Genomic DNA, 23,042 nt, shown 5'->3' on the forward strand with positions numbered 1-23,042 from the left:
CGGACTGTGATGCATTCCTAGGTATTCTTGTCCTAATGGAATTGAACGACCCGACATGCCTCCCGAGCTGACAGCTGCCCTGGCGCTCTGCCGCAACCTGCCCTCGCCGCCCGGTATTGCCCTGCGCATCATCGAGCTGGCACAGGACCCGGAAGCGGATATCGCCACCGCCGCCGACATCATCGCCATCGACATGGCGCTGAGCGCTCGCATGCTGCGCATCGCCAATTCGCCGCTGTACGCCAGCCGCCGCCGCATCGAGAACCTTGGCCAGGCACTGACCATGCTCGGCCTTAACGCCACAATCAGCCTTGCCCTGGGTTTCACCGTCACCCAGGGCCTGACCGGCGGCGCAGGCGCCGACCACGACCTGCGCCAGCGCGCGTGGAAGCGCAGCATTCTCAGTGCACTGGCCGCCAGCCAGCTGGGCCAGGCCCGCGGCCTGCGCCGGCTGGAGGAACTGATGCTGGCCGGGCTGCTGCAGGACCTGGGCGTGCTGTGCCTGGCCCAGGCCGAATCGGAGCGTTACCTGCCGCTGCTGCGCGAAGCCCGTGACAACACGGACCTGGTCGCCCGCGAACGCGACGCGCTCGGCTGCAGCCACGCCGATGTCGGCGCCTGGGTGGCCGAGCAATGGGGCCTGCCACGCTATCTGGTTGAGAGCATCAGCCACAGCGAGGACGACGACGCCGCCGATTCGCCGTTCCAGGCCTGCGTGCAGCTGTCCGGCGCCGTTGCCGACATCTGGCTGGACGATGACGCCGATGCCGCCCGCGAGCGCGCCCTGCACCAGGTGCATGAGCGGCTGGAACTCGACAGCGCCCGTTTCGACCAGGTGCTGACCCGCATCAGCGAGGCCCTGCCGGATATCGCCAGCCTGTTCGAGGCCGGCCTGAACTCGCCCTCGCGGGTCCGCGAGCTGATCGACCACGCGCAGGAGCTGGCCACCCTGCGCAACCTGCGCGAGCTGCAGGATGCCGAGCAGGCACGCCGCCGCGCCGACGAATTCGAGGCGCGGGCCAAGCGCCTGGCTGACCAGGCCCACCGCGACGCCCTGACCGGCGTGCTCAACCGGCGCCAGCTGGAGGCGGTGCTCGAGCAGGAGTTCCTGCGCGCCGGGCGTCAGGGCTGGCCGCTGTCGGTGGCCTTCATCGACCTGGATGACTTCAAGAAGATCAACGACGCCCACGGCCACCTGACCGGCGACGAGGTGCTGCGCGCCTTTGCCGGCAAGCTGCAGGGCCAGCTGCGCCATAGCGATACCGTGGCCCGCTTCGGCGGCGAGGAATTCGTCGCGCTGCTGCCCAATACCAGTGAGTCCGTGGCCCTTGACGTAATCCGGCGCGTACTGGCCAACATCGTCGCCACGCCGATGGCCGAACTGGAGGGAGGGCCGCTGTTCGTCACCTTCTCCGCCGGCGTGGCTACCCAGGGCGGCTACGAGCGCTTTGCCGACGTGCAGGACCTGCTGCGCGCCGCCGACGACGTGCTGTACCGCTCGAAGAACCTGGGCCGTAACCGGGTGATCGCCCGCTCCCCCGGTGCGCTCGGCCACGACGAGCTTTCAGCCACCGCCGGCGCCGAGCTGGGCTGAACGGGACGCCCTGCATGACCGGGGCGGATGGCAGGATTTCGCGCCGCAGTGCACAAAACACTTTGGCCCTACGCCGCATGCGCGTAGAATCCCCCGCGATTTCCACGCACCCGAGGTCCCCATGTCCAAGCTCGCCTATCGCCGCATCCTCCTGAAACTGTCCGGGGAGGCGCTGATGGGAGATGAGGACTACGGCATCGACCCGAAGGTCATCAACCGCCTGGCCCGTGAGGTCATCGAAGCCCAGCAGGCCGGTGCCGAAGTGGCACTGGTGATCGGCGGCGGCAACATCTTCCGCGGCGCCGGCCTGGCCGCTGGCGGCATGGACCGGGTCACCGGCGACCAGATGGGCATGCTGGCCACGGTCATCAACGCCCTGGCCATGCAGGACGCCCTCGAGAAACTGGGCGCCAAGGCCCGCGTGATGAGCGCGATCAAGATCAACGACGTGTGCGAGGACTACATCCGCCGCCGCGCCATCCGCCATCTGGAAAAGGGCCGCCTGGTGATTTTCGCCGCTGGCGTCGGCAGCCCGTTCTTCACCACCGACTCCGGCGCCGCGCTGCGCGCGATCGAGATCGGCGCCGACCTGCTGCTGAAGGCCACCAAGGTCGATGGCGTGTACGACAAGGACCCGAACAAGCACAGCGACGCGGTCCGCTTCGACAGCCTGAGCTACGACGAAGTCATCCGCCGCGGCCTGGAAGTGATGGATACGGCGGCCTTCGCGCTGGCCCGCGACAGCGACCTGCCGATGCGCGTGTTCGACATGGGCCAGCCGGGTGAGCTGCTGAAGATCCTCAGCGGCGCGAACATCGGCACCCTGGTCCAGGGCCGCGACCCGGCCTGAGCCTGAGCGCCAGGCGAGCTCCGGGCCGATTCAGGCCCGGCAGCGTCCCGTATTCGCCTATAATCGCCCGATTCCAGTTACACCCAGGACCCGGCGATGCTCAACGACATCAAGAACAACGCGCAGACGCGCATGGCCAAGAGCATCGACGCTCTGAAGCACACCCTCACCTCGATCCGCACCGGCCGCGCCACCCCGGCCCTGCTGGACCGTGTCACGGTCAGCGCCTATGGCAACGCCAGCACCCCACTGAACCAGGTCGCGTCGATCTCCAACGCCGACGCGCACTCGCTGCTGGTCACGCCGTTCGACAAGGGCATGATCAAGGAGATCGAAAAGGGTCTCTACAACGCCGAATTCACCCCGAACACGCTGGGCACTGCGATCCGCATCAACATGCCGCCGCCGACCGAAGAGCGCCGCAAGGAGCTGGTCAAGCAGGTGCAGAAGGAAGGCGAAGGCGCGAAGATCGCGATCCGCAACATCCGCCAGGACGCGAACAAGGAAATCGCCAAGCTGGTCAAGGACAAGGCGATCAGCGAAGACGAGAAGAAGCGCGGTGAAGACGACATCCAGAAGTTGACCGACACCAACATCAAGGACGTCGACAAGGTCGTTGCCGACAAGGAAAAAGAACTGCTGTCGGTCTGAAGTCGATGCCTTCAGTCCCACCTCCGTTGCCGGCCGCCCTGCCCCGCCACATCGCCATCATCATGGATGGCAATGGGCGCTGGGCACAGCAGCGCCGTCGTCCGCGCGTGATCGGCCACCGGGCCGGCGCGCGCGCGGTCAACCGCACCATCGAGCGCTGCCTTGAACTGGGCATACCGGCGCTGACCCTGTTCGCGTTTTCCAGCGAGAATTGGGGCCGGCCGCAGGAAGAAGTCGATGCCCTGATGAAGCTGTTCCTCGGCGCGCTCGACCGTGAAGTGGACGAGCTGCATCGGCGTGGCGTGCGCGTTCGCTTCATCGGCGAACGCGAGCGCTTCGGTGCAGGGCTGGTCAGCCGCATGCAGCTGGCCGAGCAGCGCACCGCCGACAACACCACCCTGACCCTGTCGATCGCCGCCAGCTACGGCGGCCGCCAGGACATCGCCCGCGCCGCGCGCGCCCTGGCCGTCGAAGTGGCGGCCGGTCGCCTTCTGCCCGAGCAGATCGATGAATCGCTGCTGGGTAGCCAGGTGGCCCTGGCCGACCTGCCACCGCCGGACCTGTTCATCCGCACCGGTGGCGACACCCGCATCAGCAACTTCCTGCTGTGGCAGCTGGCCTATACCGAGCTGTGGTTCACCGATGCCCTGTGGCCGGACTTCGATGCCGGGCAGCTGCAGCAGGCGCTGGACGCCTATGGCAGACGTGAGCGTCGTTTCGGCCTGACCAGCGCCCAGATCGCCGCACTGGCCACCGAGACTTCCACCCCATGACCAAGATCCGAGTCCTTGCCGCGCTGATCATGGCGCCGGTCGCCATTGCCGCGATCCTGCTGCTGCCGACCCAGTGGCTGGCAGCGGCGGCCGCTGCGGTGCTGCTGATCGGCCTGTGGGAATGGCTGAAGCTGGCCGGCATCGAAGACACCCTGGCGCGTACCGTGCTGCTGGTACTGAACCTGCTGCTGATGGTGCTGCTGGTCTGGGCCGATGGCAGCACGCTGGTGCTGTTCCAGATCACCACCCTGGCCGGCGTGGCCTGGTGGCTGGCCGCGCTGGTCTGGTTGCGCTTCTTCAACTTCGGTGCGCAGCCGTCGGCACCCTCGCGCATCGTGAAGATGCTGGCCGGTACGCTGGCCATCGTTCCGGCCTGGGCTGCGCTGGTGCTGATCCATGCCGGCGGCGATCCGCCGGGCAGGCAGGGCCACCTGTGGCTGCTGGCTGCGCTGGCACTGGTCTGGGCGGCCGATTCGGGCGCCTATTTCGCCGGTCGTCACTTCGGCAAGCACAAGCTGGCCCCACGGATCAGCCCCAACAAGACCTGGGAAGGCCTGTCCGGCGGCCTGCTGGCCGGTGTCGCCGTGGCCCTCGGCCTGGGCTGGCTGGCCGGCATCGACGCCGGGCACCTGCCAGGCCTGCTGATCACCTCGGTGGTGGCCGTGTTCGCCTCGGTGCTGGGTGACCTGTTCGAAAGCCTGATCAAGCGTCACGCCGGCGCCAAGGACTCCGGAAACCTGATTCCGGGCCATGGTGGTGTGCTCGATCGTGTCGACGGTGTCCTGGCTGCCGTGCCGGTGTTCGCACTCGGCAAGGAAATCTTCGGATTCTGACCATGAATGCTGTCGCAGACCTGCGCCGGGTCGCCGTGTTCGGCGCCACCGGCTCGATCGGTGCTTCCACGCTGGACGTGATCGCCCGCCATCCGCACCGCTACCAGGCCACGGTGCTCGCTGCCGGCCGCCAGGTGCAGGCGCTGCTGGCACTGTGCCGCCAGCACAGGCCAGCGCACGCGGTTATCGCCGACGAAGCGCTGTTCACCGAACTGCGCGACGGCCTCCGCGATGCGGGGCTGTCCACCGAGGCGCATGCCGGCCATGCCGCGCTGGACCAGTTGGCCGCCAGTGACGCCTGCGACACCGTGGTCGCCGCGATCGTTGGCGCAGCCGGGCTGTCTTCCACCCTGGCCGCAGCCGCCGCGGGCAAGCGCATCCTGCTGGCCAACAAGGAATCACTGGTACTGGCCGGTGAGCTGCTGACCCGCACCGCTGAACGCGCGGGCGCCGAGATCATCCCGATCGACAGCGAACACAGCGCAATCTTCCAGTGCCTGCGCTCACGCGATGCCAGCGTTGATGGCGCCGGCGTGCGCCGGATCCTGCTGACCGCCTCCGGCGGCCCATTCCGTGGCCGCAGCCGCGACGAACTGGCCCAGGTCACCCCGGCCCAGGCCGTTGCCCACCCGAAATGGTCGATGGGGCCGAAGATCTCGGTCGATTCGGCGACGTTGATGAACAAGGGCCTGGAAGTCATCGAGGCCCACCACCTGTTCGGCGTACCCGGCGAACGCATCGAGGTACTGGTGCACCCGCAGAGCCTGGTCCATTCGCTGGTCGAGTTCGTTGACGGTTCGACCCTGGCACAGATGGGCCTGCCGGACATGCGCACCACCCTCGCCGTTGGCCTGGGCTGGCCGCAACGCATCGAATCGGGCGTGGCCGGGCTGGATCTGCTGGCCCAGGGCCGGCTGGATTTCGAGGCCCCGGACACGGACGCGTTCCCCTGTCTGGCGCTGGCCTGGCAGGCCATGCAGGCCGGCGGCACCGCACCGGCGGTGCTGAACGCCGCCAATGAAGAGGCGGTTTCAGCGTTTCTTCAGGGCCGGATCGGTTTCCTGACCATCCCGAAGCTGGTTGCTAACGCTCTTTCAACACTGCCGACCCAGCCAGCCGATACACTGGAGGTCCTGTTGTGCGCCGACCAGCGGGCACGCCAGCTCACCCTGAACGCCATCGACGCCGCCTGAACGACTGCCTCGCCCAGCATGACGCCGCCGCCCCTGCCCGCCATTGTGAGCCTGCATGACTGACTTCATCGGATCGGTCTGGTGGATGATTGTCAGCCTCGGGCTGCTGGTCACGTTCCACGAGTTCGGGCATTACTGGGTCGGGCGCCTGTGCGGGGTCAAGATCCTGCGCTTCTCGGTCGGCTTCGGCCGGCCGCTGTGGTCGCGCCGGGACAGGCACGGCACCGAGTTCGCCATTGCCGCCATCCCGCTCGGCGGCTACGTGAAGTTCCTCGACGAACGCGAGGTTGAAGTCCACCCCCACGAGCGCGGCCAGGCCTTCAACCACAAGAGCGTCTGGCAGCGCATTGCCATCGTTGCCGCCGGCCCGATCGCCAACCTGCTGCTGTGCATCCTGCTGCTGTGGGCGATGTTCGTGATCGGCAAGCAGGATTATTCGCCGACGATCGGCCGTGTCAGCGGCATCGCTGCCAGTGCCGGGCTGGCCAGCGGTGACCGCGTGCTGCGCGTGGACGAGCGCCCGGTCGTTACCCTCGGTGAAGCCAGCATGGCGCTGACCGCAGCCGCGATGGACCGCCGCGACGTGAGGCTGGAGGTGCTGGATACGGCTGACCAGGTACGCATGCGCACTCTGCCGCTGTCGCAGCTGCCGGCAGGTTTCGATGAGCGGCGGGTGCCGATCCTGGCCGGCCTGTACTGGCAGTCGTGGCTGCAGCCGGCGCTGGTCGACTCGCTGACGCCGGATTCGGTGGTGGCCGGGCAGCTGCAGCCGGGGGACCTGATCGTGGCCATTGATGGCCAGCGCATCGATGGTGCCGATCAGGTCATCGGCGAGATCCAGACGCTGGGCCGCGCCGGCGGCCCTGGCATGATCGAGGTACTGCGCGGCGGTGAACGCCTGGCGCTGGAAGTCACCCCGCGCCAGGGCAAGGATTCCAGGGGTGAACCGACCTGGCAGATCGGCGTGCAGTTCCCGACTTCGTTCAGCCCTCCCTACGACACCCTGCTTCGCTATGGCCCGCTCGACGCGGTCACCGTGGCTGTGCGCGAAACCGGCCGCCTGGCGGCAGATTCGCTGGGCATGATGGGCCGAATCGTCACCGGCAAGGCCTCGCTGCAGAACGTGTCCGGGCCAGTCACCATCGCCCGGGTGGCCAATGTCTCGGCCAAGCGCGGCCTCGACTGGTTCCTGCAGTTCCTTGCCCTGCTGTCGCTCAGCCTGTGCATCATCAACCTGCTGCCGATCCCGATCTTGGACGGCGGCCACCTGCTGTATTACCTTATCGAGTTGGTCAAGGGCAGCCCGCTGAGCGAGCGTGCCATCGCCGCCGGCCAGTACATCGGCCTGGCGTTGCTGGCCGGGCTGATGGGGTTGGCGTTCTACAACGACATCCTCGGCCTGGTCCCGCGATGAACTTTTCCACGTTGTTGCCGTCTACAGCGTCGGCATCCCGCACCAATGAAATCGACCTTCCTACCGGACGTGACATGACGCGACTCCCCAATCGCCGCCTGCTGGCCCTCGCCCTTGCCGCCGTCACCGGCGCCCCCGCCCTGGCCCAGGCAGCCGAGCCCTTCACTGTCAGCGACATCCGCGTCGACGGCCTGCAGCGCATCAGCTCGGGCACGGTGTTCACCTACCTGCCGGTGGAACGTGGCGAGACGGTCACCGACAGCAAGGTCGGCGAGACGATCCGCGCCCTGTACAAGACCGGCTTCTTCGAGGATGTGCAGCTGGACCGACAGGGCAGCATCCTGGTAGTGACCGTCAAGGAACGCCCGGCGATCAACAAGCTGACCGTGACCGGCAACAAGGACATCAAGTCCGAGCAGCTGCTCAAGGGCCTGTCCGACATCGGCCTGACCGAGGGCGGCACCTTTGATCGGCTGAGCCTGGACCGCGTGACCCAGGAACTTCGCCGCCAGTACAACGACCGCGGCAAGTACAACGTCGAGATCACCCCCACGGTGAGCCCGCTGGACCGCAACCGCGTGGACATCGCCATCGCCATCAAGGAAGGCAAGGCGGCCAAGATCCGCCACGTCAACCTGGTGGGCACCGAAAAGTTCGAGAGCAAGGACATCCTGGAAACCTGGGAGTCCAAGGAGCACAACTGGGCGTCCTGGTACCGCCGTGACGACCAGTACTCCAAGGAAAAGCTGTCCGGCGACCTGGAAAAGCTCAATTCCTGGTACCTGGACCGCGGCTATGTCGACTTCAGCATCGATTCGACCCAGGTGTCGATCAGCCCCGACAAGCGCGACATGTTCCTCACCGCCGGCGTGACCGAAGGTGCGCAGTACAAGATCTCCGAGATCAAGGTCAGCGGCGACACCATCCTCCCGCAGGAGGACGTCGAGCGCATGGTGATCCAGAAGTCCGGCGACACGTTCTCGCGTGCCCTGCTGGAATTCAGCTCGGACACCATCACCAATTCGCTGTCCAACATCGGCTACGCGTTCGCCAAGGTGAACCCGATCCCGACCACCAACCGCGCCGAGCAGACCGTGGCGATCAACATGCAGGTCGTGCCCGGCCCGCGCGTGTCGGTGCGTCGCATCCTGTTCCGCGGGAACACGCGTACGTCCGACGAAGTGATGCGTCGCGAAATGCGCCAGTTCGAGAACAGCTGGTACTCGCAGGCCGCGATCGATCGTTCCAAGATCCGCCTGCAGCGCTTGGGCTACTTCGAATCGGTGGACGTCGAGACCCCGGCCGTCAGCGGCAGCAACGACCAGGTCGACGTCGTCTACAACGTCAAGGAAACCACCTCGGGCAGCTTCGTGTTCGGCCTGGGTTACTCGCAGTCCTACGGCATGACCACGTCGGTGCAGCTGTCGCAGAACAACTTCCTCGGCGGCGGCAACCGCGTGTCGGTCGAAGCCTCGCGCAGCAGCTACCTGCAGCGTTACGGCTTCAGCTACACCAACCCGTACTTCACCGATGATGGCGTCTCGCTGGGCTACAACCTGTCCTGGCGCGAACTGGACTACTCCGACTTCAATACCGCGCAGTACAACAGCACCAACGGTGCCGCGCAGGTGGTGTTTGGCGTGCCGCTGACCGAGACCGATACCGTCTCGCTGATGTTCGGCATCGACAGCAACCAGATCACCACTTACCAGGGCTCGACCCCGCAGTCGATCATCGACTACATCAACGCAGTCGGTAAGCGCACCTTCCACGCATGGCGCACCGAGCTGGGCTGGGCGCGCGACTCGCGCAACGACTACTTCATGCCCACGCGCGGTACCTACCAGCGCATCGGCCTGGAAACCACGCTGCCGGGTTCGACCATCGAGTACTACAAGCTGAACTACCAGATCAGCAAGTACTGGCCGATCATGCCGTCGCTGGTGATCAACACCCGTGCCGAAATCGGCTACGGCGATGCCTACGGCAACGACTACACCCGTACGCTGACCAATCCGGATGGCACCACCCGCACCGTCACCGCCAGCGGCCTGCCGTTCTTCGAGAACTTCTACGCCGGTGGTACCAACTCGGTGCGCGGCTTCGAGGACAACACACTCGGCCCGCGCGAAGTCACCACCGGTTATCCGGAAGGCCAGCCGCTGGGTGGTTCGCTGAAGACCGTTGGGTCGGTGGAGGCCTACTTCCCGCGCCTGTTCGACAGCCCGTCGGCGCGTGTGTCGGCCTTCGTCGACTTCGGTAACGTGTATACCGGCGTGGACAACTTCAAGGCCAACGAGCTGCGCGTGTCCACCGGTGTGGCCCTGCTGTGGCGCGCCCCGGTCGGCCCGATTTCGATCAGCTACGCCTTCCCGCTGAAGAAGGAAGACGATGACAAGATCGAGCGCCTGCAATTCACGTTCGGTGGCCAGTTCTGAGGAACTCTGTTCCTCAGAACTGATCCACCTCCGGTGAATTGCCCGCGCATTTCACCTATCCCCCGCGCCGCTGGCGCGCCCCCTCAACAAAGGGGGGCTCTCCACCAGACGGGGCGCGAAGCGCCGGGCATTGCCCGGCGTTTTCGTTTTACTTGCTCGCCGCCGCTACTTCCCGCGCTCGCGTGAAATCATCTGGTGATGGCGCAGGGGGCTGACCAGGACCGTTGGCGCCATGGGCCCGAGGCATGCCTCGGGCGGGTTGGGCAGGACGCCCAACCCCGGTCTTGCCGTGTGCGCAGGACAGCGCACACGAGCAAGGCGCCATCGAGCACCATGGAGGGGCTTTTGCGTGTCCTGGCCAGGGCCACCCGCCGCCTCCCACCGTACCCGGCAGGCGCCAAGCCCTGCCCCCCCCCCCGCATGACCGCAATGGCGTCACACGTTAAACTCCCGCCGTGAATACTCCCACCTACACCGCCCAGCAACTCGCCGAGCAGTTCGGCCTGCAGGTCCATGGCGACCCCGCCACCGCCATCCATGGCGTGGCCACCCTCGCCCATGCCGGTCCTGGCCAGCTGACCTTCCTTGCCAACCCGCGCTACCGCGCCCAGCTGGCCGACAGCCAGGCCTCGCTGGTGGTGCTGCGTGCCGAAGACGCCGAGTCCGCTCCCGGCGCCGCGCTCGTCGCCAAGGACCCGTACACCACCTTCGCCAAGATCGCCGCGCTGTTCGACATCGCGCCGACCCGTCCGCCGGGCATCCACCCCAGCGCGGTGATCGACCCCAGTGCCCAGGTTGCGGCCAGCGCGCACATCGGTCCGTTCGTCTCGGTCGGTGCGCGAAGCGTGGTCGGCGAGAACTGCATCATCGGCGCCGGCAGCGTGATCGGCGAGGACTGCAGCCTGGATTCAGGCTGTGAGCTGATCGCCCGGGTCACCCTGGTCACCCGGGTCCGGCTGGGCAAGCGCGTGCGCGTGCATCCCGGTGCCGTGCTCGGCGCCGACGGCTTTGGCCTGGCGATGGACGCCGGCAAGTGGATCAAGGTGCCGCAGCTCGGCGGCGTGCGCATCGGCGACGATTGCGAAATCGGCGCCAACACCTGCGTCGACCGTGGCGCGCTGGAAGACACCGTGCTGGACGAAGACGTACGCCTGGACAACCTGGTGCAGATCGCGCACAACGTGCAGATCGGTGCGCATTCGGCCATCGCCGGTTGCACCGGCATCGCCGGCAGCGCCAAGATCGGCCGCTATTGCCTGCTCGGCGGCCACGTCGGCGTTGTCGGCCACCTGGAGATCTGCGACAAGGTCGTGATCACCGGCAAGTCGGTGGTCCGCAATTCCATCCATGAGCCGGGCGAGTACTCATCCGGCACCCCGTTGACCGACAACCGTACGTGGCGCAAGAACGCCGCGCGTTTCAAGCAGCTGGACGCATTGGCTCGCCGCGTCCTGGCTGCTGGCAAGGAGAAAGAATGAACGATTCGCTGCAGCTTCCGATCGACGTCTGCCAGATCCAGGAACTGCTTCCACACCGCTACCCGTTCCTGCTGGTGGACCGGGTGCTTGAACTCGACGTCGAGGCCAAGCGGATCCTGGCGCAGAAGAACGTCAGCATCAACGAGCCGTTCTTCCAGGGCCACTTCCCGGGCCGCCCGATCATGCCCGGCGTACTGATCATCGAAGCGCTGGCGCAGGCCGGCGGCGTGATGACCCAGCTCACGCTCGGCCGCGATGCGCAGTCCAAGCTGTTCTACATGGTCAAGGTGGAAAACGCCCGCTTCAACAAGCAGGTCGTCCCCGGCGACGTGCTGATGCTGGACGTGCAGATGAAGCGCCTGATCCGCAACATGGGCTGGTACTACGGCGAAGCCAAGGTCAACGGCGAAGTCGTCGCGTCGGCCGAGGTCATGTGTGCCGGCGCCAAGGGCTGATCCACTGGAGGCAGCAATGACTGACAACGCACCGCGGATCCACCCCACCGCCGTCATCGACCCGGCCGCACGCCTGGCCGACGATGTCCAGGTGGGCGCCTTCACCCTGATCGGCCCCGACGTTGAAATCGGTGCCGGCACGGTGGTGGGCCCCCATTGCAGCATCCACGGGCCGACCCGGATCGGCCGCGACAACCGCTTCGTCGGCCATGCCGCGATCGGTGGCGAGCCGCAGGACAAGAAGTTCGGCGGCGAGCGCACCGAACTGGTGATCGGCGACCGCAACGTGTTCCGCGAGTTCGTCACCCTGAACCGTGGCACCGGCGGCGGCGGCGGCATCACCACCATCGGCAACGACAACTGGATGCTGGCCTACACGCACGTGGCGCACGACTGCCATGTCGGCAATTTCTGCGTGTTCTCCAACAACACCACCCTGGCCGGCCATGTGACCGTGGGCGACTACGTGATCATCAGCGGCTTCGCCGGTGCCCACCAGTTCTGCCGGATCGGCGCGCATGCCTTCCTCGGCATGGGCGCGCTGACCAATGGTGACGTACCGCCGTTCACCATGGTCGGTACTGATTCGCTGGGACGCCCGCGCGGCATCAACAGCGAAGGCCTGAAGCGACGTGGCTTCGACGCTGACCGCATTTCGGCCATCAAGCGTGCCTACCGCACGCTGTACGTGGCGGGCCTGCCGCTGGCAGAGGCCAAGGTGCAGCTGACCGAGCAGGCGCGTGACAGCGACGACGTAAAGGCGATGCTGGACTTCATAGAGCACGCCGAGAGGCCCCTGCTGCGATGAGCAGCACGACCGGCCAGGCGCCGGCCGGCGCCGCAGTGATCCCGCTGGCCTCGATGACCGGCAGCGTCCCGGCGCAACGGGTGCTCAGCGAGCGCCCGTTGCGGATCGCGCTGGTGGCCGGCGAGGCCTCCGGCGATCTGCTCGGTGCGGGCCTGGTCCGCGAACTGAAAGCGCGCTTCCCGAATGCCGAGTTCGCCGGCATCGGTGGCGACGCCATGCGCAGCGCGGGCTGCCAGACCTGGCACGATGCCAGCGAGCTGGCGGTGATGGGCCTGACCGAAGTGCTGCGCCACCTGCCGCGCCTGCTCAAGCTGCGTTCGGCGTTCCGCCAGCGTGCGCTTGACTGGCAGCCGGACGTGTTCATCGGCATCGACGCCCCCGACTTCAACCTGGGTATCGAGCGTTGGCTGAAGCAGCGTGGCGTGAGCACCGTGCATTACGTCAGTCCCTCGGTCTGGGCCTGGCGCGAAAAGCGCGCCGAGAAGATCGGCAGCAGCGCCGACCTGGTGCTGTGCCTGTTCCCGATGGAGCCACCGATCTATGCCAGGCACGGCATCGACGCGCGCTTCGTCGGCCACCCGATGGCCGATGACATTCCGCTGCAGGGCAATCGCGAGGAAGCACGCGCCGCGCTCGGACTGCCGGCCTCGGCCAAGGTGCTGGCAGTGTTGCCGGGCAGCCGCCTGGGCGAGATCTCGCGCCTGGGCGAACCGTTCTTCGAAGCCGCCTGGCAGGTCTCCGAACGCATTCCGGGCCTGCATGTGGTGGTGCCTGCCGCCAACCCGGCCAGCAGGGAACTGATCGAGGAACAGCTGTCGCGCTCGGCGCTGCCGGTGGCCTATTCGCATGTGCTGGATGGCCAGGCGCGCAACGCGATGATCGCCGCCGACGTGGTGGTGCTGGCCTCCGGTACCGCGACCCTGGAGGCCATGCTGGTGAAGCGGCCGATGGTGGTCGGTTACCGCGTCAACGAACTGACCTATCGACTGGTGAAGGCGCTCGGCCTGATCAAGGTCGACCGCTTCGCCCTGCCCAACATCCTGGCCGGGCAGGACCTGGCACCGGAACTGATGCAGCACGACTGCACGCCGGACAAGCTGGCCGCGGCCATCCAGCAGTGGTTCGACCACCCGCAGCGGGTGACCGATCTGCAGGATGCCTACGTGCGCCTGCACGCGCGGCTGCGCCGCAACGCCTCGGCGCGTGCCGCCGACGCCGTTGGCGAACTGCTGATGCGCGACCAGGCACAGGCATGAGCCGCCGTCACGCCGCCGCAGCCAGCCTGACCCTGTTCGACGGTGCGCCCGTGGTCGAGCCGGAGCGCCTGGTCGCTGGCGTCGACGAGGCAGGCCGTGGCCCACTGGCCGGGCCGGTCGCGGTGGCAGCGGTGGTGTTCGACCCGTCGCGACCACGGATCAACGGCCTGGATGACTCCAAGCAGCTGACCGCGGCCCGCCGCGAGCAGCTGCATGACCGCATCATCGAGCGCGCCCTGGCCTGGCATGTGGTGCTGGTGGACGTGGACACCATCGACCGCCTGAACATCTACCAGGCCACCCTGCAGGGCATGCGTGACGTCGTTGCAGCGGTCGCCCATGTGGCCGGCTTCGCGCGCATCGACGGCAACGTGGTGCCCAAGGGCCTGGCACTGCCGGCGCAGGCGCTGGTCGGCGGCGATGGCATCGACCGCGCGATCATGGCCGCCTCGATCCTGGCCAAGGTCTCGCGCGACCGCTACATGCAGGAGGTGCATGCCCGCCATCCGAAGTACGGCTTCGAACAGCACAAGGGCTACGGCACCCCGGCCCACCTGGCCGCCCTGCGCGAGCACGGCCCCTGCATGGAGCACCGCCGCAGCTTCGCTCCGGTGCGTGAGTGTCTGGACCTGACGCAGGCGGCGGCCATCGCCTGAGCCAGCTGGAGTTGTAGTGCCGAGCCCATGCTCGGCTGCTGTGGACAGCCGAGCATGGGCTCGGCTCTACAGAAGGCGGCCTCCCGCACGCCTGAATCCGGCGCCACGCCGTGCCCCTGTCAAGCCTTGTGGCAACCCCCCTGCCCTCGCTACCCTGACCGGGCATTCCAGCGCTTCCCGACCCCGGCGACGAACCTCCGTCAGCACCCGGGGCCCGCGCGCTCCAACCTGGTCCGGCATGTCCAACTCCCGCTTCGTACATCTCCACGTCCACACCGAGTTCTCGCTGGCGGACTCCACCATCCGTGTGCCGGCCAAGCCGGACCAGGCGGACCCGAAGAAGGCCAAGCAGGCCAACCTGCTGTCGCGCTCGGTCGAGCTCGGCCTGCCGGCGCTGGCGGTGACCGACCTCAACAACCTGTTCGCGCTGGTCAAGTTCTACAAGGCCGCCGAAGGCGTGGGCATCAAGCCGATCGCCGGTGCCGACGTGCTGATCGCCGAGGAAGGCCAGGACCCGTGGCGGATGACCCTGCTGTGCCGTGATCGCGAAGGCTACCTGAGCCTGTCGCGGCTGCTGACCCGCGCCTGGATGGAAGGCCATCGCCCCGAAGGCGGCGTAGCCATCCACCCGGACTGGCTGAAGGCCGGCAACGCCAACCTGTTCGCGCTGGCCGGCCGGCAGAGCCTGGCCGGACGCCTGGCGCTGGACGGCAAGCATGAGCTGGCCGAGCAGCAGCTGGCCGACTGGCAACGGGTGTTCGGCGATGGCCTGCACCTGGAGCTGACCCGCACCGGCCGCGAGGGCGAGGAAACCTTCAACCAGTTCGCGCTGATGGCTGCGGGCCAGCGTGGCCTGCCGGTGGTGGCCAGCAATGACGTGCGCTTCCTGTCGCCCTCCGATTTCAGCGCGCATGAGGCGCGCGTGTGCATTTCCACCGGCCGCGTGCTGGACGATCCCAAGCGTCCGCGCGAGTACAGCGACCAGCAGTACCTGAAGTCGGCCGAGGAGATGTGCGCGCTGTTCGCCGACATCCCCGACGCGATCGACAACACGCTGGCGCTGGCCGAGCGCTGCAACATCGAGATGCGGCTGGGCACCTACTTCCTGCCCAACTACCCGGTGCCCGACGACGAGACCCTGGACACGTGGATCCAGAAGATGTCGCGCGAGGGCCTGGAAGAGCGCCTGGAGAAGAATCCGCTGGCGCCGGGCAAGACCCGGGAAGAGTACTTCGAACGCCTGGAGTTCGAGCTCAACACCATCATCAAGATGGGCTTCCCCGGCTACTTCCTGATCGTGGCCGACTTCATCCAATGGGGCAAGAACCAGGGCATTCCGATCGGCCCCGGCCGCGGCTCGGGTGCCGGTTCACTGGTGGCGTGGGCGCTGAAGATCACCGACCTGGATCCGCTGCCGTACAACCTGCTGTTCGAGCGCTTCCTCAATCCGGAACGCGTGTCGATGCCCGACTTCGACATCGACTTCTGCATGGACCGCCGCGACGAGGTGATCGACTACGTCGCGCGCAAGTATGGGCGCGAGCGCGTCAGCCAGATCATCACCTACGGCACAATGGCCGCCAAGGCGGTGGTGCGCGACTCCGGCCGCGTGCTCGGGTTCCCGTACGGCCTGGTCGACGGCGTTTCCAAGTTGATCCCGAACATCCTGGGTATCCACCTGAAGGATGCGCTGGGCAGGGGCAAGGAAGGCCCGAGCTCGGAAATGGCGTCGCCGGAACTGATCCAGCGCTACGAGACAGAGGACGATGTCCGCGACCTGATCGACCTGGCGCTGCAGCTGGAAGACCTGACCCGCAACGCCGGCAAGCACGCCGGCGGCGTGGTGATCGGGCCCGAGCCGCTGAGCGAGTTCTGCCCGCTGTATGCGGAACACGACGAAAATGGGCTCGGCAAGAACCCGGTCACCCAGTTCGACAAGAACGACGTGGAAGAAGTGGGCCTGGTGAAGTTCGACTTCCTCGGCCTGCGCACGCTGACCATCATCGACTGGGCGGTGAAGGCGATCAACAAGCGCCACGAACGCGCGGGCATTCCGCCGGTCGACATTGCCGCGATCCCGCTCGACGATGCGCCCACCTACAAGGACATCTTCGCCAACGGCAACACCGGCGCGGTGTTCCAGTTCGAATCCTCGGGCATGCGCCGCCTGCTGAAGGACGCGCGCCCCGACCGTTTCGAAGACCTGATCGCGCTGGTGTCGCTGTACCGCCCTGGCCCGATGGACCTGATTCCTTCGTTCAACGCGCGCAAGCACGGCCAGGAAGAAATCATCTATCCCGATCCGCGCACCGAAGCGATCCTGAAGGATACCTACGGCATCATGGTGTACCAGGAGCAGGTGATGCAGATGGCGCAGATCGTCGGCGGCTACTCGCTGGGCGGCGCCGACCTGCTGCGCCGCGCGATGGGCAAGAAGGTGCCGGCGGAAATGGCCAAGCACCGTGAGATCTTCCGCGAAGGTGCGGCCAAGGGCGGCGTCGATGGCCCCAAGGCCGACGAGATCTTCGACCTGATGGAGAAGTTCGCCGGCTATGGCTTCAACAAGTCACACGCCGCTGCATACGCACTGGTCAGCTACCAGACCGCGTGGCTGAAGCGCCATTATCCGGCCGAATTCATGGCGGCCACGCTGTCTTCGGACCTGGACAACACCGACAAGGTGGTCGGCTTCCTCGACGAGGTGCGCAACCTCGGCCTGACCGTGCTGCCGCCGAAGGTGAACCAGTCGGCCTTCATGTTCGAAGCGGTCACCCCGGACACGATCCAGTACGGCCTGGGCGCGATCAAGGGCGTGGGCCAGGGCGCCTGCGAAGCGGTGGTCGAGGAACGACTGAAGGGCGGCCCGTTCAAGGATCTGCTGGACTTCTGCACCCGCGTCGGCTCGGCCAAGCTCAACCGGCGCACGCTGGAAGCGATGATCAACTGCGGTGCGCTCGATGAGCTCGGCCGCAACCGTGCCTCGCTGATGCTGCAGTTGCCGGAAGTGATCAAGGCCACTGATCAGATGGCACGCGAGCGTGCGTCCGGACAGAACTCGCTGTTTGGCGGGCCCGACCCGAGCACCGTTTCGATCCAGCTGGACCTGCCAGAAGCCGAAGAATGGCCGTTGCTGCAGCGCCTCAACGGCGAGCGCGACACGCTGGGCTTCTACCTCAGCGGCCACCCGTTCGATCCCTGGCGCGACGATGTGCGCGATCTGGTAGGCAACGACCTGGGTTCGGTGGAGAAAATCTGGAGCGCCAACAGCGGTGGCGGCGGTGGCGGCGAGAAGCGCTGGCGCCCGGAGGTGCAGACCGTGCTGGCAGGCCAGGTGGTCGGCGTGCGCCGCAAGGGCGAAAGCCAGATCTTCATCCAGCTGGAGGATGGCCGCGGCCGCGTCGAGTGCAGTGCGTTCTCCGATGCAATGGCCGAGTTCGGCCACCTGATGACCAAGGACCGCATCCTGGTGGTCAAGGGCGGCCTGCGCGAGGACGAGTTCAACGGTGGCTACGCGCTGCGCATCCGCCAGTGCTGGGACTTCGACGAAGTCTGCGCCAACTACGCCACGCGGCTGTCGCTGCGCCTGGACCTGCGCCAGCAGCGCCCGGTCTGGGAGCGCATCAATGCCCTGCTCGACCGCCATCGCCCGGGGCGCACGCCGCTGCGCCTGGACCTGCTGCTGAAGGGCCCGCACGGCGGTGTCGCCGGCATGCTCGATGTCTCCGGGCAGAGCGCGGTACGCATCGATTCCAAGCTGATGGAGGCGCTGCGCGCCGACCCGGCCGTACGCACGCTGAAGGTGCGGTACAGCCCGCCGTGGGCCAGCTGAGGCTGGCTCCTTCGTGTTCCTGTTTTCCCGTTCCAACCATCAAGGACGATCGCCCATGAAGACCCTGCTGTTTCCGTTCGTTGCCGCGCTGGCACTGGCCGCCTGCTCGCCGTCGAAGATCGAGTTCCAGATCGACAACCCGACCGACGCGCCGCTGGCGCTGAGCATCGACGGCCAGGACGTGCCAGTGGCCGCGCACGGCTCGCGCCCGATCTCGCTCGCCATTGGCGAACATCGCCTGCACACAGACGCGCTTGGCGACGTGCGCTTCATCGTCTACGTCGACGGTCGTGGCGGCCTGATCAACCCGACCCTGAGCGAATACGTGATCGCACGCGAGGTCTACGTCACCGACGAGAGCAAGCTGAAGAATTTCGGCGTCGGCAACAACGGGATCGAACTGGGCGGGGTCAGCTTCGAAGGTCCCTTCGAGACGCGCCACGACCTGTTCATCGACAAGACCTGGACCTACGGCGTGCGCGAGCCGTTCCCGAAGGAAAAGGTGGTGGCCCATGTCGATTCCAGCGGCGGCCAGATCGTGGCCAAGGTGTTCACGGCCCCGGACTTCATCACCTACGTCGAAGAAGGCATGGGCGAACCCGGTGCATTCAAGCGCCAACAGCCGGCCGGCTACGTCGCGCCGGCATTCAGCCTGGAGCCGGCCCCGGCCAGCCTGCCGGCCCTTGACCCCGCCTTCGAGGCGCACGCCGCGCCGCTGCGCGAGGTCTATGCGCGCTGGCTGAAGGCCACCACCGCCGATGAACAGAAGGCCCTGCGCAAGCAGGACTTCGACGCGCAGATGGCCTTCACCTCGGCCACCGCCACCCTGGGCAGCGGCCTGGGCCGGGAGGCCAACGAGGCCTACAACGACTTCGTTTCCCAGCGCGGCCAGTTGATGGGCCGCAGCGCCCTGGTGGTGCCCTGAGCTGACTGGCGCCGCCTGCCCGGCTGCGTTACCGTCGCCTTCCAGACGAAGGCGTACGGGTGGTTTGCACGCATTCGGCTAGAATTGCCCCCTTCTTTACACGACGGCTTCCGATGAATCCGAACTACCTCGACTTCGAGCAACCCATCGCCGACCTGGAAGCCAAGATCCAGGAACTGCGCAACGCCAGTGCCGGGCCGGCGGTCAATGTCGAGGCGGAAGTGCACGCGCTGCAGGACAAGCTGCGCATGCGCACCGCGCAGATCTTCCGCAACCTGACCTCGTGGCAGGTGCTGCAGCTGGCCCGGCACCCGTCGCGTCCGTACACCGCCGACTACATCCGCGTCATGTTCGATGAGTTCCAGGAGCTGGCCGGTGACCGCGCCTTCGCCGACGACAAGGCGATCATGGGCGGCCTGGCCCGCATCAATGGCCGCGCGGTAATGGTGATCGGCCACCAGAAGGGCCGCGACACCAAGGAAAAGATCAAGCGCAACTTCGGCATGCCCAAGCCGGAGGGCTACCGCAAGGCACTGCGCCTGATGAAGATGGCAGAGCGCTTCGGCCTGCCGGTGCTGACCCTGATCGACACCGCCGGCGCCTGGCCGGGCATCGACGCCGAGTCGCGCGGCCAGTCCGAAGCGATCGCGCGCAACCTGATCGAGATGGCCGAGCTGAAGGTGCCGATCATCTGCACCGTGATCGGTGAAGGCGGCTCCGGCGGTGCGTTGGCACTGGGTGTGGGCGACCGCACCGTGATGCTGGAATACGCGGTGTACTCGACCATCACGCCGGAAGGCTGCGCCTCGATCCTGTGGAAGGACGCGGGCAAGGCCAAGGAAGCGGCCGAACAACTGGGCCTGACTGCCCCGCGCCTGAAGAGCCTGGGCCTGGTCGACAAGGTCGTGCGCGAGCCGACCGGTGGCGCCCACCGCAACCCGACGCAGATGGCCAAGCGCCTGAAGGCCGTGCTGCTGAACGAACTGGACGCGCTGGACAAGCTGTCCACCGAACAGCTGCTGGAACAGCGCTACACGCGCCTGCGCAGTTACGGCACGTACGAAGCAGCCTAAGCCCGGTAGTGCCGGCCGCTGGCCGGCAACACGAGGTGATTGCAGAAATGAAAGAGCCGGGCATTTGCCCGGCTCCTTCGTTTGCGCCCTGACAGCATCCACGCATGGCGTGGATCTACCGGACGCAGGTGACCCCGCCTCAGAACGGCTTGGCCAGCACCAGCCACACGATCGGAATGAACGCCAGCAGCGGGATCTCGTTGATCCAGCGCAGCGCGCGCGACGACGGCAGCGCCCGGCCCTTGGCCACGCCCTTGAGCAGGCGACCGGTCCAGCCGAAGTACACCAGCAGCAGCACCACCAGCCCCAGCTTGGCGTGCAGCCAGCCGGCAGCTCCCGGAGCCACCATGGTCGGGAAATCGGGGATGACCTTGTAGCCCAGCCACAGCACCAGGCCGAGCAGGAACGCCAGGCCGAACATCGAGTGGCCGAAGCGGTACAGGCGCAGGCCCATCAGCTGCAGGCGCTCGCTCACCGCCGGCTGGCCCGCGGTCTCGGCCAGGTTCACCAGGATGCGCGGCAGGTAGAACACCGTGGCCATCCACGCCACCACGAACACGATGTGGAAGGTCTTGACCCAGTAGTAGCTCTGCATGCGCTCGCTCCGGCGGCTGGCGTAGGTTGGCGGCCATTCTCGCATGCCGTGGCGAAGCCGCCGCAGGCACGCCCGCCGCGACACATCGACGCATGGCGCGCCGCAACACCGTACGATAGGCGCCGTTTTCCCCGATCGCGCACCGCCCCATGGACAAGACCTACGACGCCGCCTACTTCCAACGCTGGTACCGCCGTGCCGACATCGGCGGCAGCGCCCGCCTGGCGCGCAAGGTTGCGTTGGCCGTGGCCAGCGCCGAGTACTACCTGGAGCGGCCGATCCGCAGCGTGCTGGATATCGGCTGCGGTGAAGGCGCCTGGCGCGCGCCGCTGCTGAAGCTGCGTCCGAAGGTCGAATATCTCGGCTTCGACAGCAGCGAGTACGCTGTGCGCCGCTACGGCAGGACCCGCAACCTGCACCTGGCCGCCTTCGGTGATTTCGCCTGGCTGCGGCCCTGCGCCCCGGTCGACCTGCTGGTGTGCTCGGACGTGATGCACTACGTGCCCGACCGTGAACTGCGCGCCGGCCTGGCCGGGGTGGCCGAGCTGACCGGTGGCGTGGCCTTCCTGGAGACCTTCGCCGCCGAGGATGAATTCGACGGCGACCACGAGGGCTTCCACGCCCGCCCGGCGCGCTGGTACCGCCGCACGCTGGCCCGGCACGGCCTGCAGCCGGTGGGGTCGCACTGCTGGCTCGGCCCCGCCCTGGCAGGCGATGCCGCCGCGCTGGAACGGATGTGAATCCGGATTCATTATTTTCAGGCAACTTAACGTGCGGGACACCCGGATGGGATATGCTGCGCGGCAACATATGACCATACATATTCGGTCGTCATGCTCTATCAACTGCACGAACTGACCCGCAACCTGCTTGCCCCCTGGGTGCACCAGGCCCAGGCCAACGCCAAGTTCTTCGCCAACCCGGGCCACTGGTGGTCGCAGATGCCGGGTGCCGATCGCCTGGCGGCGGTCAACGAGTTGTTCCATCGCATCGGCAAGGATTACGAGAAGCCCGAGTGGGGCATCAACGAAATCGAGGTCGAAGGCGAGCGCGTGCCGATCGTCGTGCACGAGGAAGTAAGCAAGCCGTTCTGCAAGCTGCTGCGCTTCAAGCGCCACAGCAATGAAGCCGACCAGCTGCACACCATGCTCAACCAGCCGTTCGTGCTGGTGGTGGCACCGCTGTCCGGCCACCATGCCACGCTGCTGCGCGATACCGTGCGCACGCTCCTGCGCGACCACCGCGTGTACGTCACCGACTGGGTTGACGCGCGCATGGTACCGGCCAGCGAAGGCGAGTTCGGTCTGGACGACTACATCGCCTATATCCAGGAGTTCATCCGCCACCTGGGTGTCGAGCGCCTGCACGTGGTCAGCGTGTGCCAGCCCACCGTGCCGGTGCTGGCCGCGGTTTCACTGATGGCCAGCCGTGGCGAGCCGACGCCGCGCACGCTGGTGATGATGGGCGGCCCGATCGATGCGCGCTGCAGCCCGACCGCAGTGAACAACCTGGCCACGCAGAACCCGCTGTCGTGGTTCGAGAACAACGTCATCCACACCGTGCCGGCCAGTTACCCCGGCGCCGGCCGCCGCGTGTATCCGGGCTTCCTGCAGCACGCCGGCTTCCTGTCGATGAACCCGAGCCGCCACTTCAGCTCGCACTGGGATTTCTACACCGACCTGGTCAAGGGCGACCTGGAAGACGCCGACGCGCACCGTCGCTTCTACGACGAGTACAACGCGGTGCTGGACATGCCGGCCAAGTACTACCTGGACACCATCCGCGTGGTGTTCCAGGACTTCCTGCTGCCGCGTGGCGAGTGGGTGGTCAATGGCGAGAAGGTCGACCCGTCGGCGATCCGCGATACCGCGCTGCTGAGCATCGAGGGCGAACTGGACGACATCGCCGGCCTCGGCCAGACCGAAGCCGCGCAGGCGCTGTGCACCGGCATTGCTGCTGACCGCCGCGAGCATTTCATCGTCGAAGGCGCCGGCCACTACGGCATCTTCAGTGGCCGTCGCTGGCGCGAAGTGGTGTACCCGAAGGTACGCGACTTCTTCGCCGCGCATGCCGAAACCCCGGCGGCGAAGGCTACGAAGAAGAAGAGCAACGTCACCCCGTTGCGGCGAAAAGCGGGGTAACCAGGCCCTGGTAGATGCCAACCTTGGTTGGCGCTCTACCATGGATCCCGGCATCTGATCGATCGTGCCAACCAAGGTTG

Annotated in this window: 19 protein-coding genes; 18 read left to right on the forward strand and 1 reads right to left on the reverse strand. The window is 66.8% G+C overall.

Going from position 1 to position 23,042, the window contains the following annotated elements; translation table 11 throughout:
• Window positions 1-55 precede the first annotated feature (55 nt).
• From VG543_RS01125 to VG543_RS01200, 16 genes are all read left to right on the forward strand, one after another.
• On the forward strand, window positions 56-1,594 hold the full coding sequence (locus VG543_RS01125) for a sensor domain-containing diguanylate cyclase (protein ID WP_021204144.1): 1,539 nt from the start codon (window positions 56-58) through the stop codon (window positions 1,592-1,594).
• A 121-nt stretch (window positions 1,595-1,715) separates the two neighbouring features.
• Window positions 1,716-2,444 (forward strand): UMP kinase, encoded by a 729-nt coding sequence (gene pyrH, locus VG543_RS01130; RefSeq protein ID WP_019659122.1) that lies wholly within the window; start codon window positions 1,716-1,718, stop codon window positions 2,442-2,444.
• Window positions 2,445-2,540: 96 nt separating this feature from the next.
• A complete protein-coding gene (gene frr, locus VG543_RS01135) occupies window positions 2,541-3,095 on the forward strand; it encodes a ribosome recycling factor (RefSeq protein WP_019659123.1) in 555 nt (184 codons plus the stop codon).
• Window positions 3,096-3,100: 5 nt separating this feature from the next.
• On the forward strand, window positions 3,101-3,868 hold the full coding sequence (uppS, locus tag VG543_RS01140) for a polyprenyl diphosphate synthase (protein WP_423177504.1): 768 nt from the start codon (window positions 3,101-3,103) through the stop codon (window positions 3,866-3,868).
• Window positions 3,865-4,701, forward strand: coding sequence for a phosphatidate cytidylyltransferase (locus VG543_RS01145; RefSeq protein WP_423177506.1), 837 nt, complete (start codon window positions 3,865-3,867; stop codon window positions 4,699-4,701). Before uppS ends, VG543_RS01145 begins: the two co-directional genes overlap by 4 nt.
• Window positions 4,702-4,703: 2 nt before the next feature.
• Window positions 4,704-5,894: a 1-deoxy-D-xylulose-5-phosphate reductoisomerase gene (locus tag VG543_RS01150; RefSeq protein ID WP_021204145.1), complete on the forward strand. Its 1,191-nt coding sequence runs from the start codon at window positions 4,704-4,706 to the stop codon at window positions 5,892-5,894.
• Window positions 5,895-5,949: 55 nt separating this feature from the next.
• The gene (gene rseP, locus VG543_RS01155; RefSeq protein WP_021204146.1) at window positions 5,950-7,308 is read left to right on the forward strand and encodes an RIP metalloprotease RseP; all 1,359 of its coding nucleotides are present in this window, start codon (window positions 5,950-5,952) and stop codon (window positions 7,306-7,308) included.
• Window positions 7,309-7,382: 74 nt separating this feature from the next.
• Complete coding sequence (bamA, locus tag VG543_RS01160; protein ID WP_021204147.1) at window positions 7,383-9,746, forward strand: outer membrane protein assembly factor BamA; 2,364 nt, start codon at window positions 7,383-7,385, stop codon at window positions 9,744-9,746.
• A 455-nt stretch (window positions 9,747-10,201) separates the two neighbouring features.
• Window positions 10,202-11,224 (forward strand): UDP-3-O-(3-hydroxymyristoyl)glucosamine N-acyltransferase, encoded by a 1,023-nt coding sequence (lpxD, locus tag VG543_RS01165; protein WP_021203673.1) that lies wholly within the window; start codon window positions 10,202-10,204, stop codon window positions 11,222-11,224.
• Window positions 11,221-11,679, forward strand: coding sequence for a 3-hydroxyacyl-ACP dehydratase FabZ (gene fabZ, locus VG543_RS01170; RefSeq protein ID WP_005415845.1), 459 nt, complete (start codon window positions 11,221-11,223; stop codon window positions 11,677-11,679). Before lpxD ends, fabZ begins: the two co-directional genes overlap by 4 nt.
• 16 nt (window positions 11,680-11,695) lie before the next feature.
• Entirely contained in the window at window positions 11,696-12,487 is a 792-nt protein-coding gene (gene lpxA / locus VG543_RS01175) for an acyl-ACP--UDP-N-acetylglucosamine O-acyltransferase (RefSeq protein ID WP_005415844.1), read from the forward strand.
• Between the two features lie 53 nt (window positions 12,488-12,540).
• Window positions 12,541-13,743 (forward strand): lipid-A-disaccharide synthase, encoded by a 1,203-nt coding sequence (gene lpxB / locus VG543_RS01180; protein ID WP_423177786.1) that lies wholly within the window; start codon window positions 12,541-12,543, stop codon window positions 13,741-13,743.
• Entirely contained in the window at window positions 13,740-14,399 is a 660-nt protein-coding gene (locus VG543_RS01185) for a ribonuclease HII (RefSeq protein WP_021203671.1), read from the forward strand. Before lpxB ends, VG543_RS01185 begins: the two co-directional genes overlap by 4 nt.
• A gap of 238 nt (window positions 14,400-14,637) precedes the next feature.
• Window positions 14,638-18,228, forward strand: coding sequence for a DNA polymerase III subunit alpha (dnaE, locus tag VG543_RS01190; RefSeq protein WP_164145401.1), 3,591 nt, complete (start codon window positions 14,638-14,640; stop codon window positions 18,226-18,228).
• Window positions 18,229-18,283: 55 nt separating this feature from the next.
• Window positions 18,284-19,153 (forward strand): hypothetical protein, encoded by an 870-nt coding sequence (locus VG543_RS01195; protein ID WP_423177508.1) that lies wholly within the window; start codon window positions 18,284-18,286, stop codon window positions 19,151-19,153.
• A 113-nt stretch (window positions 19,154-19,266) separates the two neighbouring features.
• Window positions 19,267-20,226, forward strand: a complete 960-nt coding sequence (locus VG543_RS01200) for an acetyl-CoA carboxylase carboxyltransferase subunit alpha (protein WP_019659134.1) — start codon at window positions 19,267-19,269, stop codon at window positions 20,224-20,226.
• Window positions 20,227-20,365: 139 nt separating this feature from the next.
• Here the strand turns inward: VG543_RS01200 and VG543_RS01205 are convergent, their stop codons facing one another.
• Window positions 20,366-20,821: a CopD family protein gene (locus tag VG543_RS01205; RefSeq protein WP_019659135.1), complete on the reverse strand. Its 456-nt coding sequence runs from the start codon at window positions 20,819-20,821 to the stop codon at window positions 20,366-20,368.
• Between the two features lie 149 nt (window positions 20,822-20,970).
• On the opposite strand from VG543_RS01205, the gene VG543_RS01210 reads away from it, so the two are divergent.
• Both VG543_RS01210 and VG543_RS01215 read left to right on the forward strand, forming a co-directional pair.
• Window positions 20,971-21,561, forward strand: a complete 591-nt coding sequence (locus VG543_RS01210) for a class I SAM-dependent DNA methyltransferase (protein ID WP_019659136.1) — start codon at window positions 20,971-20,973, stop codon at window positions 21,559-21,561.
• 93 nt (window positions 21,562-21,654) lie between these two features.
• A complete protein-coding gene (locus VG543_RS01215) occupies window positions 21,655-22,962 on the forward strand; it encodes a polyhydroxyalkanoate depolymerase (RefSeq protein ID WP_155029199.1) in 1,308 nt (435 codons plus the stop codon).
• Window positions 22,963-23,042 lie beyond the last annotated feature (80 nt).

The sequence above is a fragment of the Stenotrophomonas sp. CASM101 genome, from assembly GCF_049384845.1.
GTDB classification, from domain to species: Bacteria; Pseudomonadota; Gammaproteobacteria; order Xanthomonadales; family Xanthomonadaceae; genus Stenotrophomonas; species Stenotrophomonas hibiscicola.